The organism is Pseudomonas sp. TMB3-21, assembly GCF_054898145.1.
In genome coordinates, this window is record NZ_CM142718.1 from 2,255,290 (window position 1) to 2,271,259 (window position 15,970).

10 protein-coding genes are annotated in these 15,970 nt (G+C 61.4%); 6 read left to right on the top strand and 4 right to left on the bottom strand.

What is annotated here, in order from left to right; all coding sequences use genetic code 11:
* Positions 1-39: 39 nt before the first annotated feature.
* The 4 genes from ACYZTS_RS10455 to ACYZTS_RS10470 all read right to left on the bottom strand — a co-directional run bounded on the left by ACYZTS_RS10455 (position 40) and on the right by ACYZTS_RS10470 (position 5,174).
* A complete protein-coding gene (locus ACYZTS_RS10455; protein ID WP_461995718.1) occupies positions 40-1,923 on the bottom strand; it encodes a TonB-dependent receptor domain-containing protein in 1,884 nt (627 codons plus the stop codon).
* 137 nt (positions 1,924-2,060) lie between these two features.
* Positions 2,061-3,956, bottom strand: a complete 1,896-nt coding sequence (gene dxs, locus ACYZTS_RS10460) for a 1-deoxy-D-xylulose-5-phosphate synthase (protein ID WP_461995720.1) — start codon at positions 3,954-3,956, stop codon at positions 2,061-2,063.
* A 91-nt stretch (positions 3,957-4,047) separates the two neighbouring features.
* A complete protein-coding gene (locus tag ACYZTS_RS10465) occupies positions 4,048-4,935 on the bottom strand; it encodes a polyprenyl synthetase family protein (RefSeq protein ID WP_028624313.1) in 888 nt (295 codons plus the stop codon).
* Positions 4,932-5,174, bottom strand: coding sequence for an exodeoxyribonuclease VII small subunit (locus ACYZTS_RS10470; RefSeq protein WP_016772991.1), 243 nt, complete (start codon positions 5,172-5,174; stop codon positions 4,932-4,934). Before ACYZTS_RS10470 ends, ACYZTS_RS10465 begins: the two co-directional genes overlap by 4 nt.
* 576 nt (positions 5,175-5,750) lie before the next feature.
* Between ACYZTS_RS10470 and ACYZTS_RS10475 the strand changes: the two genes are divergently transcribed.
* From ACYZTS_RS10475 to ACYZTS_RS10500, 6 genes are read left to right on the top strand one after another with little or no spacing between them, the layout of a single operon-like run.
* Positions 5,751-6,536: a YfaP family protein gene (locus tag ACYZTS_RS10475; protein ID WP_461995723.1), complete on the top strand. Its 786-nt coding sequence runs from the start codon at positions 5,751-5,753 to the stop codon at positions 6,534-6,536.
* A 54-nt stretch (positions 6,537-6,590) separates the two neighbouring features.
* Positions 6,591-8,312, top strand: coding sequence for a DUF2138 domain-containing protein (locus ACYZTS_RS10480; RefSeq protein ID WP_461995725.1), 1,722 nt, complete (start codon positions 6,591-6,593; stop codon positions 8,310-8,312).
* Positions 8,297-8,947 (top strand): DUF1175 domain-containing protein, encoded by a 651-nt coding sequence (locus ACYZTS_RS10485; protein WP_033050313.1) that lies wholly within the window; start codon positions 8,297-8,299, stop codon positions 8,945-8,947. The genes ACYZTS_RS10480 and ACYZTS_RS10485 overlap by 16 nt, the downstream gene beginning before the upstream one ends.
* On the top strand, positions 8,944-13,509 hold the full coding sequence (locus tag ACYZTS_RS10490; RefSeq protein WP_461996397.1) for an alpha-2-macroglobulin family protein: 4,566 nt from the start codon (positions 8,944-8,946) through the stop codon (positions 13,507-13,509). Before ACYZTS_RS10485 ends, ACYZTS_RS10490 begins: the two co-directional genes overlap by 4 nt.
* A gap of 1 nt (position 13,510) precedes the next feature.
* Positions 13,511-15,130: a DUF2300 domain-containing protein gene (locus ACYZTS_RS10495; RefSeq protein ID WP_461995726.1), complete on the top strand. Its 1,620-nt coding sequence runs from the start codon at positions 13,511-13,513 to the stop codon at positions 15,128-15,130.
* 3 nt (positions 15,131-15,133) lie between these two features.
* Positions 15,134-15,937, top strand: a complete 804-nt coding sequence (locus ACYZTS_RS10500; protein WP_461995728.1) for a YfaP family protein — start codon at positions 15,134-15,136, stop codon at positions 15,935-15,937.
* Positions 15,938-15,970 lie beyond the last annotated feature (33 nt).

The window sequence follows — 15,970 nt, forward strand, 5'->3', positions numbered from 1 at the left end:
AGCGGGAGCAAGCTCCCTCGCCACAGGTGACCGAGTCGTCTAGATCTCCGGGGTCCAAGTGACCCCAAACATCCACGCCCGGCCTTCCTCGCGATACCCGTACTGACTGCCGTCATGGCTGTACAACGCCCGGCTGTAGCCCTTATCCAGAACGTTATCGACCTTCACATCAAGCTTGACCTCGCGATTCAATGCCCAGCTGCTGCGTAACCCGAGCAGCGCATAACCGCCCAGTGGCTGCAGATTGTTCTCGTCGTCATAACTGCTGCTGACCGCTTGCCAGCTGGCACCGAGCCCGAGGCGGTCAAACTGCCGATCCAGATCCAGACTCAATGTCCGCCGCGCACGACGGGCCAGCGTATGACCGCTGTCACGGTCGCGCGGATCAATGATCGCCACCCCGAGGTTGCTCTGCCAGCCAAAAAACTCCTGCTCGAGTGCCGCTTCAAAGCCATTGATACGGGCTGATGCAACATTCTGCGGCCGCGAGTTGCTGCCGAAGATGATCGCGTCCTGCAGGTCGGTGCGGTACAGCGAGGCTTCAAGACGAGTGCCTTCAGTCAGCTGACTGCGCCATTGCAGCTCGTAGCTTTTCGAGGTTTCGGGCTTGAGGTCCGGGTTGCTGAAATCCGGGTAATACAAATCATTGAAAGTCGGGGCACGGAACCCTTCGCTGTAGCTCAGCAAAACATCGTTGTCGGGATTCAACGGCAGGGTAAAGGTGCCGCTCCAACTGTTCTGACCGCCGAACTGCTGATTCTGGTCGCGGCGCAAACCCAGCTCGGTGGAAAAGCTGTCCGCCTGATAGCGATGCTGCACGAACGCCGCGCGGTTCCAGCGACTGTCCTCGTCGAACGCAGTGCTGCTGTTGACTCGGTCTTCATACCAGTCGCCGCCGACGATCAGGCTGTTGCGTGCATCGAGCGTCAGGTCATTCTGCCAGTTCACCGAATCACGGTAGGTGTTGAACACGCTGCGCTCGCTGCTGAGTTTGTCGAAGGTCTCTTCGCGATTTTCGCTGTGGCCCAGTTCGACACGGGTTTTCCAATGCTCGTTGATCCGTGCGTCGACGTAACTGCTGAGACCGCTGACGGTGAAATCGTTGTACGGCTGCTCCTGTACCGACTCGAAGGTGTCCATATCGAAGCGGCCGAACGGATTGTCGAAGGCATTTTTGCCACGGTTATCCAATAGATTCGCGCCGACTTCGATGTCATCGGTGAGGGCGTGACTCAAGCTCAGGCTCAGCGATTTATTGCGGTATTCATCGTGATCGCCGTCACTCGGATACGACTCGTAAGTGCGGTCGATCCCGGAGGTTTCATCAAGGCTGGCACCGAGATTGAAGCGGGTTTTCTCGTCGCCACCAGACAATCCGACGCTGCGCTCCCAGCTCTGGTTGCTGCCGAAGCCAACGTGCAGGCGTGGTTGCAGGCCCAGCTTGCCGCCGCGCCGGGTGAAAATCTGAATCACCCCGCCAATCGCATCGCTGCCGTAAATCACTGACCGCGAGCCGCGTAGCACTTCCACACGCTCGACCTGTTCGATGTTGATGTGCTGCAGATTGCTGTCGCCGGAGGTTGAGTTGCCGATGCGCTGGCCGTCCACCAGCACCAGGCTTTGTGCCGACTTGGTTCCGCGAATGTAAATTCCCGGCAAACTGCCACGACCACCAGTCTGGCCGACCTGCACGCCGGGCACGCGGCGCAACAGATCGGTAACGCTGGCCGGCTGCAGGCGATCGATGTCTTCGCGGGTGAACACGGTATTCGCCGCGCTGCTGTCGTTGCGGGCTTCGACCTGGCGGTTGGCGCTGATCACTACGTCGGGCAGCTTCAGCGCCTGATCGCGTTCGAAGGTGTCGGCGAACAATGGGCTAGTCGGCAGGAGCGCGAGCGACAGGGCGAGGGGAAAGAGTTTCATCGGCAGTCCGTGATGTTTCAGGTGTGCACAAATCAATGTGGGAGTGAGCCTGCTCGCGATGGCGGTGTATCAGTCAACATTGAATCGACTGACAGTCCGCCATCGCGAGCAGGCTCACTCCCACAGGGGTATTGCGTTTATTTGGTGAGCAACTGCATCCGCTCGCGCACCGACGCCTCAATCCCGGCCTCATCCAGCCCACATTCGGCCAGCATCTGCGCAGGCTTGGCGTGCTCGACATAGCTGTCCGGCAGGCCCAGGTGCAGCATCGACTTGAGGATGTTCTCGCGTGCGAGGAATTCGCTGACCGCGCCGCCGGCACCGCCCATGATCGCATTCTCTTCAATCGTGACCAGCAGCTCATGGCTGCCGGCAATGTCACGCACCAGCGCCTCATCCAGCGGCTTGACGAAGCGCATGTCGACCACGGTCGCGTTCAGCGTTTCGGCAACTTTCAGCGCTTCGGCCACCTGCACGCCGAATACCAGCAGGGCAACATTTTGACCCTGACGACGAACGACGCCTTTGCCGATTTCAATCGGTTGCAGCTCGTTCTCGATGGTCGCATTCGGACCATTGCCGCGTGGATAACGCACCGCCGCCGGGCCGTTGTACAGGTGGCCGGTGGTGAGCATTTTGCGCAGTTCGTTCTCATCGCTGGGTGTCATCACCAGCATGCCAGGGATGCAGCGCAGGTACGACAGGTCGAAACTGCCGGCGTGGGTCGGGCCGTCTTCGCCCACCAGACCGGCACGGTCGATGGCAAATAGCACGTCGAGGTTTTGCACCGCAACGTCGTGGATCAACTGGTCGTAACCGCGCTGCAGAAACGTCGAGTAGATCGCGACCACTGGTTTTGCGCCTTCGCAGGCCATCCCGGCGGCAAGTGTTACGGCGTGTTGCTCGGCAATCGCTACGTCGAAATAACGCTGCGGGAAACGTTCGCTGAAGGCCACCAAATCGGAGCCTTCTTTCATCGCCGGGGTGATGCCAACCAGGCGTGAATCCGCTTCGGCCATGTCGCACAGCCATTGACCAAACACGCCGGAATACTTCGGTCCGCTGGTCGCTTTTGGCGCAACCGGTGCATCCACGGGTTCGAGTTTGGTGATGGCGTGGTAGACGATCGGGTCGACTTCTGCCGGGGCGAAGCCTTTGCCTTTCTTGGTGACCACGTGGAGAAACTGCGGGCCTTTAAGATCGCGCATGTTGCGCAGGGTGGCGATCAGGGTCGGCAGATCGTGGCCATCGATCGGGCCGATGTAGTTCCAGCCCAGCTCTTCGAACAGCGTGCCGGGCACCAGCATGCCTTTGGCATATTCCTCGGTGCGGCGGGCAATTTCCCAGGCGCCGGGCAGACGCGACAGCACTTTCTTGCTGCCCTCGCGCATGCTCGCGTAGGTGCGGCTGGAAAGGATTTTCGCCAGGTAATTCGACAAACCGCCGACATTGCGCGAGATCGACATGTCGTTGTCGTTGAGGATCACCAGCATGTTGGCGTTCACTTCCGGCGCATGGTTGAGCGCCTCGAACGCCATGCCGGCCGTCAACGCACCGTCGCCGATCACTGCGATTGCCTTGCGATCACTGTTCTGCAGGCGGGCGGCGATGGCCATGCCCAGCGCTGCACTGATCGATGTACTGGAATGGCCGACGCCAAACGTGTCGTATTCGCTCTCGGAACGGCGTGGGAAGGCAGCTACGCCGTCCTTCTGGCGCAGGGTGCTCATGCGCTCGCGGCGACCCGTGAGGATTTTGTGCGGATAGGCCTGATGACCCACGTCCCACACCAGCCGGTCATCCGGGGTGTCGAAAACGTAATGCAACGCGATGGTCAGCTCAATGACGCCCAGGCCCGCACCGAAATGCCCACCGGTCTGACCGACCGTATAGAGCAACTCCAGGCGCAACTCATCGGCCAGGGTTTCCAGCTCGGCTTCGCCTAACCGGCGTAGCCCGTCCGGCGTGTTGGCACGGTCGAGCAGGGGCGTGGTCGGGCGCTTGCGGGGAATCTCATGAAACGTCGTGGGCATCAGGCGAATCGTTATAGGTATAAAAGATGCGGCAGTTTACCTGATGCATCGGCCCCTGCCCACGCGTTGGTATTTTTTGGCGGATACGCCATCAGTTGCGCCGGTCGACGATATAACGGGCCAGGTCGCGCAGCGGCTCGGCCGCCGCGTCAAACGGTCGCAGCGCGTGCAGCGCCTGATCGCGCAGCTCCAGCGCATAGGCCTTGGCGTGGTCGAGGCCGAGCAGGGCCGGGTAGGTAGGCTTGTCCCGCGCGATGTCGGCACCTTGGCGTTTGCCTAGGGTTTCGGTGTCGCTTTCGACGTCGAGAATGTCGTCCTGCACCTGAAATGCCAGGCCGATCGCCAGGGCGTAATTCTTCAGGGACTTGAGTTCATCCTTCTCGGCGCGGCCACTGGCCAATGCGCCGAGTTTGACGCTGACTTCGATGAGCGCGCCGGTCTTGTGCCGGTGCATGTATTCGAGGGCTTTCTGATCGAGTTTCAGGCCGACCGAGCCGAGGTCGATTGCTTGCCCGCCGACCATGCCGGCGGGGCCTGCCGCAAGGGCGAGTGCGCGGACCATTTGCAGGCGGATTTCGGCGTCGGAGGTATTCAGGCGCGGATCGAGCAGCGCGCTGAAGGCCAGGCTTTGCAAACCGTCGCCGGCAAGAATCGCGCAGGCCTCGTCGAATTTTTTGTGGGTGGTCGGCAGGCCGCGACGTAAATCGTCATCGTCCATGGCCGGCAAATCGTCGTGCACCAGGGAATAGGCGTGGATCAGCTCGACAGCGCAGGCGGCGCCATTGGCTTGCTCGGCTTTGCCGCCCAGTGCTTCGCAGGCGGCGTAGGCCAGCAGCGGACGCACGCGTTTGCCGCCATTCATCACGCTGTAGCGCATCGCTTCGTAAAGCCGCGCGAGTTCAGGGCCGGGCGCGGTGAACAGGCTTTCCAGTGCCGCGTTGACGCGGGCCTGGCTGGTCGCCGAATACGCTGCGATCATTCTGGCTCATCCGCGTCGAAGGGTTCCTCGGCCAGCTCGCCATCGCGCTCGAGCAGTACCTGAACTTTCTGCTCGGCCTGAGCCAGCGCTGCCTGGCAATCGCGGGTCAAACCGATGCCTTGCTCGAAAGCTGTCAGCGAGTCTTCCAGCGACAATTCGCCATTCTCCAGACGCTCTACCAGCGTTTGCAGGTCAGCGAGGGATTGTTCGAAATCCAGTGCAGCTTTTTTGCGGGCCATGGCGGCTATTTCCGGTTGTCGTTAAACCGCCGCGACACTAGCAGACATGGGGGGCATGGGCAAATGAGGCGGGAGGCTTGCCACCCTGGTCTCGAGGTGAAAACAACCCTTGTGGCGAGGGGGCTTGCCCCCGTTCGGCTGCGAAGCAGTCGTCAATCCGGACACATCGGTCTCTTTGTCCGGACGCTGGGGGCCGCTTCGCGCCCCAACGGGGGCAAGCCCCCTCGCCACAGTTGTGTGCCGCAGCAGGTTACTGTGTCGAGTCATGGGCCAGCGCCAGATCCATTCATGTGCCATGAGTTCGGCAGCTCCGGGGGTGCATGAGCCGAATAGTAGTCGTATTCGGTTCATCTCTTGAGCCGAATAACCGCGCTATTCGGCTCACCTACGGAAAATGTCCGTGAATCCGACCGCAAAACCGGCGCTGTCCGATTGTTAAAACCTGGCCAACTGGCTACTCTTCGCGACTTCAAAGACCCGATAACCATGGGTCGCTCTGACGAAACACAATCTCAGGATTTGTAACGCGCCGAGGATCTGGCGCAAGGTTTCGTTGTGCATGGCAGGAGGCGTCACATGCGTTTATTTTTGTTGCTGAGTGGGCTGGCGTGTGCAACCGCAGCGGCCGCGCCGACGGCCGAGTTGTCCGAGCCAATCGGCGGCTGGCGGTACAACGGCCTGCTCGATCGCAGCGCAAATCCTCAGGTCGCCTATCCCACGCCGCCCATTGACCGGGGCGTGCAGCGCAATCGCACCATGATCCAAGGCCAGCTCAAGGCCGTCGGAACCCAGCGCGGGCCGCACACACTGGCCGTCAACGGCAATCCGCTGAACCTTTATACCGACGACCAGGGTCGTTTCGCCCGACCGTATGCGTTCGGCGCCGGCTCCAACAGCGTCGAGGTGCGCAGCTCGCAAGGCCAGTCGCTCAAGCGCGTCCAGTTCTATGAAGCCAATAACCTGCGCACCCCGGCGCGGATTCGCGTGGTGCTGGGTTGGGACGATCCGAAGGCCGAGCTCGACCTGCACCTCATCACCCCCGACGGCCAGCACGCGTTCTGGGCGCGCCCGGCGATGAGCAATGGCGGCGGTCTCGACCCGGATGGCGTCGACGGCCCGGGCCCGGAAATGTTCACCATGACCGCGCCCATGCGCGGTACCTATCTGGTTTACGTGAACTACTGGGGCAACTTCGGCAGCGGCGGCTATAACTTCGAGGAGACCAGCAACCAGAACGAGGTGATTACCTCGCAGATCAATCTGGTGCTGAACGAAAACACCGTCGACGAAAAACGCGAGACCTTCATCGTGCCCTTGCGCGCGATCGGTGATTTGCTGCTGGTCAAGACTTTCAACTATTAAGCATCCCGCACCTCCATGGATGAACTGCCGAGCTTTGGGAACATGAGCGTAAACATGAGCGATAACACAGTTCTACCGGCCGTACCGCCGGCCGCCCCCGCACCAGCCGTCAAACCTTCACTGCGCTGGCCGTTGCTGATCGGGCTGTGCCTGGTGGCGGGTGTCGCGGCCGGGCTGGGCTGGTTCATGCTCAAACCCAAGGCGCCGATTGCCGAGCTGGCCAGCGACAAACTGGGCATGAGCCGCCCGGACGGTTTGCTTGAAACGCACTCCCTGAGCCAGCTACCCAAGGATTTGCTGGCGGTGCCGTTTCTCAAGGAAACCCTCACCGAAGATTTCGTTTTCTATTACGAAACTCATGCCGATCGGCTGGGGTTGATCGGCAGTCTGCGGCGGATCATTTACGAGCATGACCTGAAACTGCAGGACAGCCTGATCGAGCAGCTGTTCGATCAACCGGCAGACGTGGCGCTGTGGCGCGGCGCGGATGGCCGGCTCAAGGATTTCCTGCTGGTGATGGATCGCGGCGGGCTGGCCAAGGTGCTGGAGCCACTGGCGAAAGTGGCGCTGGATGACACGCAGCTGAGCAAAATCGGTGAGCTGAAAGTCGGCGCCGATGACGTGGCGCTTTATCAACTCAGCTACAACGCCAGCAAAGCACTGCTGTTCGCCTCCCATGGCGACAAACTGGTGGTGCTGTCCAACCCGGCCAAACTCTATGATTCGGACAACAGTTCGTCCCAGGAGCCGGGCAGCGTCTCGATGAAAGCCTTCGCCGCATTGCTCAACGGCGAAAAATTGTTCCCCGAGGCCTTCGGCCTGCAAGCCCGTTTGCCGGAAGTGAAACAACGCCTTTCAGTCAACTCCAGTGTCCTAGCCATGGGTTACCAGCGTTTCATCCCGAACTTCGCCGGCCTGCGCTTCGACATGGATGACAAGGGCTGGCACAGCTTTCTCGCCATGGATGAGCTGGAGAACCAGGCGGATTTCGATTTCAAACCGGTCTGGCAAGCCATGCCGATGGGCGCGAGTGCTTGCGTGACTTTGCCGCTGGCCGCCGAACAACAAAAACCGTTGCTGATAAAACTGGGTGCCGAGGATGCCGTCGCCCAGGCCCTCACCGACAACATGGCCGGCGCTGCAGGTCTGTGCTGGTATGCCGATTCGCGGCTGTACACGCCGCTGCTGGTGGCCAGTCTGAAAGACGATGACAGCGCCAGGCTCGACGGCGACCTGGGCACTCTGTTCGGCTCAATGGTCGGTGCCTTCGAGCCCAATGTCGAAGAGCACGCCTTCCCGGTGATCGAAAAACAGCAAGGCCAGAGTCACCTGTGGCAGCGGCAGGTCAGCTCCAGTATTGGCCCGTACAAAGCCAAGGAGGCGCAAAATCCGGACGCGATTTCCGGCAAGGCGTTCATGAACGTCAGCCTGGCGCGTCACGGTTCGACGCTGCTGTTTTCCCTCGACGACAAACTGGTCGACAAGGCCCTCGGCACGCTCGACAAACGCTTCCCGCCGATGGCCGACGTGGTGCCCAAAGACCTGCTGATGCCCGTTTACTTCGGTCCGGATTCGATGGCGCAACTGATGCAGCAGGAAACCCTCGACAGCCTGCCCCAGGACATGGAGCCGGTCTTCTATAACGCCGCGCAAACCTACCTGATCCCTAAACTGCGCACGCTCGGCGGCTACGGCAAATATGCGCTCACATTGCCTGAAGGCAGCGAGCCCGACGGCCACTGGCAATGGCTGCCGCTGGAATGGAAAGCGCTGTGAGCGCACTCATCCGCAGCCTCGGTTTGCTGGCGATTTTGCTGAGCAGTCGCGCGTTCGCCTTGGAGGCGGCGTTGCTGGATCCGCAGCAATCCCAGGTGTTTCGCGCCTGGTTCGTGCGCATCGCCCAAGAACAACTGACCCAGGGCCCGAGCCCGCGCTGGTATCAGCAGGACTGCGCCGGCCTGGTGCGTTTTGCCGCCAACGAAGCGCTGAAAGTGCATGACGACAAATGGCTGCGCAGCAATGGCCTGTCCAACCGCTACCTGCCACCCGAGCTGCAATTGAGCGATGCGCAACGCGGTCTCGCTCAGCAGTGGCAGCAGGGCGGCGGTAAGGTCGGGCCCTACGTCAACGCGATCAAACTGATCCAGTTCAACAGCCATCTGGTCGGCCGCGATGTGGCCCAGGCGCGGCCCGGCGACCTGATGTTTTTCGATCAGGGCGACGACCAGCACCTGATGATCTGGATGGGTCGCTTCATTGCCTATCACACCGGCACAACGACACCCACAGACAACGGCATGCGTTCCGCGAGCCTGCAGCAACTCATGACATGGAAGGACACCCGATGGATACCCGACGCAGCCAACCCCAACTTCATCGGCGTCTATCGACTGAATTTCCTCTCCCAATGATCGGTGCCCGCATGTTGCGTTTCCTGCTTTTGACGTTGGTCGTGTGGCTGCCCTTTTCGGCGGTCGATGCTGACGACGCCGTGGCGCCAAGCGGCTACACGCCGGTGGCCGGCGAAAGTTTTTTCCTGCTGGCCGACAGCAGTTTCGCCAGCGACGAACAGGCAATGGTGCGCCTCGAAGCACCGGGTCGCGACTATCGCCGGTTCCGCATGGAGCCCTATGGCGGCGCCGACATTCGTGTGTACCGCATCGACAAGCCGCTGGGTTTTCTCAAGCGTCAGAAAAACCTGCATCGCGTGGTCAGCGACGGCCAGTTCAAGGGCGAAGGGCTGTCGAACACGCTCGCGTATCTGTGGGACAACTGGTACCGAAAATCCCGTCGTGTGATGCAGCGGGCGTTTTCCTATGAGTCGCGCAAGCAAGTCACCGAGGAAGTGCCGGAGCTGAAGATGGGCACCGCGATGGCCGCGCCAACGCCTTATGACGCGCAGCCGCAATTCGCCTTGATTCCAGGCCTGCCGGTGGTCAGTCAGTTTCGTTATCCGCTGTGGCAGGCCAAGCCGATTCAGCCACCGCTCGGCGTAAACCTCGCCGGGTCTTCCAGCGAGTTCGTCAGCGTCGCGCCGGGCAACGTGTACATCCCGTTGGGCAAGCTGAAACCGGGCCTGTACCTGGTCGAAGCGTTGATCGGCAAGTACCGCGCGACCACCATGGTGTTCGTCTCCAACACCGTGGCGGTGAGCAAGATTGCTGGCGATGAATTGCTGGTATGGGCCGCGCGCAAACATGAAGGCAGCTCCGTTGCGAAGGTCAATGTGCTGTGGACCGACGGCCTCGGCGTGATGAGCAGCGGCGCCACCGATGCCGAGGGTTTGCTGCGCCTGAAACACGTCAGCCCCGAACGTTCATTCGTCATCGGCGAGGACGAAGAGGGCGGCGTGTTTGTCTCGGAAAACTTCTACTACGACAGCGAGATCTACGACACCAAACTCTATGCCTTCACCGACCGACCGCTGTATCGGCCGGGGGATTGGGTGTCGCTGAAAATCGTTGGTCGCGAGTTCAAGAATGCCCGGGACTCGGTGCTGCCCACCGCCGCCGATGTCAACGTCACGGTGCTCGACGCCACCGGCACCGCGCTGCAATCGCTGGCGCTGAAACTCGATTCCAAGGCCGGCACTCAAGGCCGTTTCCAGCTACCGGACAATGCGGTGGCGGGGGGTTATGAATTGCGTTTCAGCTACAAGGATCAGGCCTACAGCAGTGCGTTCCGCGTCGCTGAATACATCAAGCCGCACTTCGAAATTTCCTTGAACCTGGCCAAGCAGGATTACCGCACCGGCGAAGCGGTCAAGGGCAATCTGGTGCTGCTGTACCCCGACGGCAAACCGGTGGCCGGTGCCAAACTGACGCTGAGCCTGCGTGCCCAGCAATTGTCGATGGTCGACAACGAGCTGCAATACCTCGGGCAATTTCCGGTGGAACTGACCAGCACCGAGCTGACCACCGACGCCAAGGGCAACGCGACCCTCGATCTGCCGGCCGCGGATAAACCGAGCCGCTACATGCTCACTGTTTTTGCCAGCGATGGCGCGGCATATCGGGTCAAGACCACCAAGGAAATCCTGATTGATCGCGGCGCGGCGAGTTTCAGCGTGCGCGCACCGCAGCGCTTCAGCGCAGTGGGCGACAATGTTGCGTTCAGCTATGTGAACGAAGGTGCCAGCGAGTCGGGCAAAGCGGTTACGCCGAGCCTCTACAGCTGGGTGCGTCTGGAAGATCAGTCGACCGGCGATGGCAAACTCGCCGCCAGTGACAAAAATTTCAACGTGGCCTTCGAGCGCCCGGGCACTTACAACTTGACGCTGAAGGACGAGCACGGCCGGGTGCTGGGCGCCACCGGGCATTCGGTCACCGGCGACGGCGTCAAAGCCGTGCCGGGCACCGTGGAAATCGTGTTCGACAAAGCGGAGTACAAGACGGGTGATGAAGCGCTGGCGCTGATCACCTTTCCGGAACCGGTGAGCGATGCCTTGCTCTCGCTGGAACGCGACAAGGTCGAGGCCACGGCGCTGCTGTCCAAAGGCGCCGACTGGCTGAAGATGGAAAAACTCAGCGAGACCCAGTACCGCGCGCGCATCCCTGTGAAGGAAAACTTTGCGCCGAACCTGACGTTCTCCGTGCTGTACACCAAGGGCGGTCAGTACAGCTTCCAGAACGCCGGGATCAAAGTGATCGCGCCGCAAATCGAGGTCGCCATTGCCACCGATAAAGAGGTGTATCAGCCAGGTGACACAGTGACGGTGGACCTCACCACGCAGTTCGCCGGCAAGCCTGTGCCGGCGCACCTGACGGTCAGTGTGGTCGACGAAATGGTCTACGCGTTGCAGCCGGAAGTCGCGCCGACCATCGACCAGTTCTTCTATCACCCGCGCCGCAACAACGTGCGCACCAGCGCCAGTCTTTCGTTCATCAGCTACGACGTGGCGTTGCCGGGCAGCCCTGGCGCACCGGGCAAGGCCAACCGCAGCGAACGCGGCGTGAAAGTGCTGGAACGGCCACGTCGCGAAGACGTCGACACCGCCGCATGGCAGCCGGAGCTGCTCACCGATGCGAACGGCAAAACCCGCTTCAGCTTCAAGATGCCGGACTCGCTGACCCGCTGGCGCATCACCGCCCGCGCCATCGCCGATGACGGTCAGGTCGGGCAAAGGAAACAGTTCGTGCGCTCGGAAAAACCGCTGTACCTGAAGTGGAGCGGCCCGAGCAAATTCCGCCGCGGCGACAAACCGGACCTCGGTGTATTCGCGTTCAGCCAGTCGGAAAAAACCGTCAAGGCTGAGCTGGTGATGCATTACGCCGGCACCGAGCAACGCGTGCCGGTGACGTTGAACAGCGGCATCAACTACATCGCGTTGCCCGCGTTTGAACTGAGCAATGGCGAGTGGTCCGCTGAGCTGGTGCAGGACGGCAAAATCGCTGATGCCTTGGCCGTGCGGCTGACGGCGACTGGCGAAGGTTGGCAAGTGACGCAGACCCAGAGCTTCGACGTCGCCAGCGGTGATACGCCGCTGACGTTGCCGGCAGACGCCAGCGCCATTCGCCTGCGCCTGGATGACAGTCCGCAAGCACTGTTCCGCTCGGCGCTGGACGATCTGCTGGGTTATCCGTATGGCGGTGTCGAACAGACGGCCAGTCGTTTGCTGCCGCTGAGCATCGCCTATCCGGCCCTGTCGTCGAACCCGCAGATCCGCGATCGCTTGCGCCTGATCATGCAGAACAGCCGCCTGCGTCTGGTGCAAATGGCCGGGCCGTCAGCGAGCTTCACCTGGTGGGGCATGGACGGCGAACCGGACGCGTTCCTCACGGCGTACGCTTATTACGCCGACTGGCACGCGAGCAAAGCGCTGCAACTGAGCCTGCCGCCGGAGCATTGGCAGCGGGTGCTGGAGGTGTATTCGAAACAGGCCAACAACACGCCGTTGTTGCAGCGCGCGCTGATTCTGTCGTTTGCCAAACAGATGCAGTTGCCGGTGAATACCTTGCTCAGCGGTTTGATGGAAGACCTAGCGAAGGCGGGTGCGGGTCATGCCGCAAACCTGATGGAGGACGGTGCAGAAAGTCTGGTGATGAGCGATCCGGATTCGGCGCTCGGGCTGGCCGCTGCACGCGTGCTGACCGCCTCTCTGGCCAAGCAGGCGCAGGTCGCTTTTCCCGACGTGTTCAATCGGCAGTTGGCGGATGCGCAACAGCGCCTGGCGGTCAGTTCGCAACCGTTCGCTGAAGCTTTGAACCTGTCGCTGCAACCGTTCGATCAGGCTCGCGCCAAAGCTTTGTTGCAGCGCCTGTTGCCGCAGCAATCGACGCTGGAACGCGCACTGGCACTGACCTGGCTGCAACGCAGTATCGAGCAGGCTTCGCCGACCATCGCATTGGAGCCGGGCGAGGGCTGGAAGAAACAACACGGGGACACCGGCGAGATGTACTGGACGTGGCAGGGGCCTGCGCCCGTGCCGAGCGTGTTGTCCCTGGCCGGCACCCAAGAGCGTCCGCTGCGGGCCGCGTTGAGTTACCAGACCCGACAGGCTCCGGTGGATCCGATGCCGGTGACGATCACTCGTCGTCTGTCGCGTCTGGTGCCGGGTGATGAGGCGTTTACCTTCAAGCTGGAAGCGGTCGGTAGCGACCCGTTGTCCAGCGACAGCCTGTATCTGGATGAAGTCATCATCACCAGCAAAGCGGCCAAACCGCTGCGCTACGGCATGCTCGAAGTGCCACTGCCGCCGGGTGCGGACGTCGAGCGCACGACGTGGGGCATCAAGCTCATGGGCAAGGCCGGCACTGAACCAACGGCTCTTGAGAAGGCACGTTTCGAACCGGGCCAAATGGCCTATGCGATCCCGGTGGATGCGTTGAGTGGCGAACTGCGCGTGCGTCATCTCGTGCGCTTTTCGCAGAAAGGCCAGTTCAACCTGCCACCGGTGCGTTTCACTCAGGTCTATGCGCCGCAACATCAAGCCCAGGAGCAAAAACCGGCGCTGGGTCAGGTGACGGTCCACTGATATGACGCGGGCATGGCTGGTTTTCGTGTTGTGCTTTCTTCCTGCGCTGGCGACTGCGCAGGAAGAACCGCTGCGACTGGGCTTCAAGGGCGAGCTGCTGTCGTTGAACCGCACGCAGGTGATTGCACGCGAACCGCTGCGTTCTGATTTGCAGGCGCCATTGGGCAGTCTGTGGAAGTTGTTTGTGTTCGGCTGGTTGGTGGATACCGGCGCGCATGAGCCGGCTTATGAATGTCGCGGTCAGTCGAAGGAAGAAGTCTATTGCTGCACCGCGGGCGGCAACATCGAGCGCGATCAGGCGTTGGTGAAGTCATGTGGTTTGTATTTTGAACCGGCTCGCTTGGGGGTTTCCGATGTCGCCTGGCGCCAGTATTGGCAGGCGCGGCAGGCACCGGAATGGTTGCTTGATCTAGCGTTGTTGCAACCTGCGACACGTGTTTCGGTGGCCGAACTGCTCAAGGTGATGGCGGCGATGCCAGCGCAGGATCAGGCCCGGCGGGTGTTGCTCGACGTGGTGCTGAGCGCGGCAGAGGGCGACGTCGTCGGCGAACTGGGCGGCCGGTTGCGAGTAAAAACCTGGAGCTGGCTGGGCGACCAGGATCCGTCGTCGCGACAAGGTGGTTTTGCCGGATGGCTGGCGGACGGCACCCCGATCTGGGCCGGTGGGCGCGGGACCAGTCAAATTGTGTTGCGCAATCATGCTAAGGCGCTGGCGTCGACGTTGCCGGTTGACTGGCCCGCGGAGGCGGGACGCTGCGTGGAGGTGGAACTGTTTTCACGCTACCCGATTGCCCGCGTTCTGGCGGGTGATCGAGTTGTGACTTCCGGGCCGTTGCAGGGCGACTTTCGCGTTGAATTCGCCAATGGCAATCAGCTGGATATTCACAGCGACGGTGAGCTGTATCGGGTCGGTGAGAAACTGGTCGCTCGTCTGGATCGCGAAGAGTACGTTGCCCGCGTTCTGCAGCGGGAGGCGAAGTCCGAGCCCTTTGAGGCGGCCAAAGCATTGGCCATCGCGATCAGGACCTACCTGCTGCAAAACGCCACGCGCAATGGCGAATGCCTGAGCATCGACGACAGCAGCAGCCGTCAACGGGTCGCCCCGCGCCCGGCCTCTACCGAGTCACGTAGCATCGCCGCATGGACCAGCGACCTGGTCCTGGCCGGCAGCACCGTCACCTATCACTCCGACCAACCCGGCCCGGACAAACTTTCCTGGCAGCACGCCGTCGACCAAGCCAACGCCGGCCAGCGTTACGACGCCATCCTGCTGCACGCTTACCCGCGCGCCAGCCTCAGCCGCTGGGACAACCCCGTGGCCTCCTGCGAAGCATTGCCCGCCGCGCAAGACTGGCTGCAAAAACAGCGGCGCGGCTGGCGGCCTCGGCTTGAAAGCGAAATCGGCTACAACGAAGTCAGCACTTTCGCCGTCTGCCGCCTCGCTTTCGGTCGGCCCTATGTCGATCGCGAACGTCAGCGTATTTATGTGCGCGGCGTGCTGTCGCTGCAAGACCGACTCGACCTGACCCACGAATACCTGCACCTGGCCTTCGAAGCACACCCCAACGGCCAGGATGAAACCTACATCGAAGGGCTCGCCCGCCACCTCTTGCTGGAATAGGCCATGAAACTCCGTTATCCACAGGTCTTACTGTTTCTTTGCTTCGCCTGGGCAGTGCCGACGACTTTTGCCGCTTCTGTAAAGCTCGACACGCCTGTCGGCGGCTGGCGTACCGGTAGCGCTGAAAATGAATACTTCAGGCAGACCGTCAATTATCCCGCGTCCTCGGTCAATACGCCGGTGGGGCAGGCCAACACTGCACGCATCGCTGGTCAGATTCAAAGGGCCCCCAAGACAAACGAGCCGGGTCGCCTGATCGTCAACGGCGTCAGCATGCCGCTGAAGATCGATCCTGCCGGGCGCTTTGATCGGCCGTTCTCGTTTCCCAATGGCAGTAACAGCGTCGAAGTCCGCAGCGCCGACGGCCAACAGCGGCGCCGCACGCAATTCCTCAACACCAGCGGCGGCGCGACACCGGCCAAGTTGCGCGTGCTGCTCGCTTGGGACAGTGATGGCACCGACCTCGATCTGCACCTGATCACACCCAACGGCGCGCACATCTGGTACGGCGATCGCGCCGTGGCCAACGGCGCGGCGCTGGATGTGGACGTGACCACAGGCTACGGCCCGGAAATCTTTGCCATGCCCGCGCCGATCAAAGGGCAGTATCTGGTGTACGTGAATTACTTCGGCGGCGGTTATCGCAGTGACGAGGCCGGCCAGGAAGATGCGGTGCAGCCGTTGACTACGGCGCAGGTGACGGTGATCACCGAGGAAGGCACGCCGGACGAGAAGATGGAGACGTTTCTGGTGCCAATGCGGGCGGTGGGGGAGTTGACGTTGGTTAAGGGGTTTAGCTATCCGTGAGGTAGTGATTGTCCAACAGGCTGTTGGACAAAT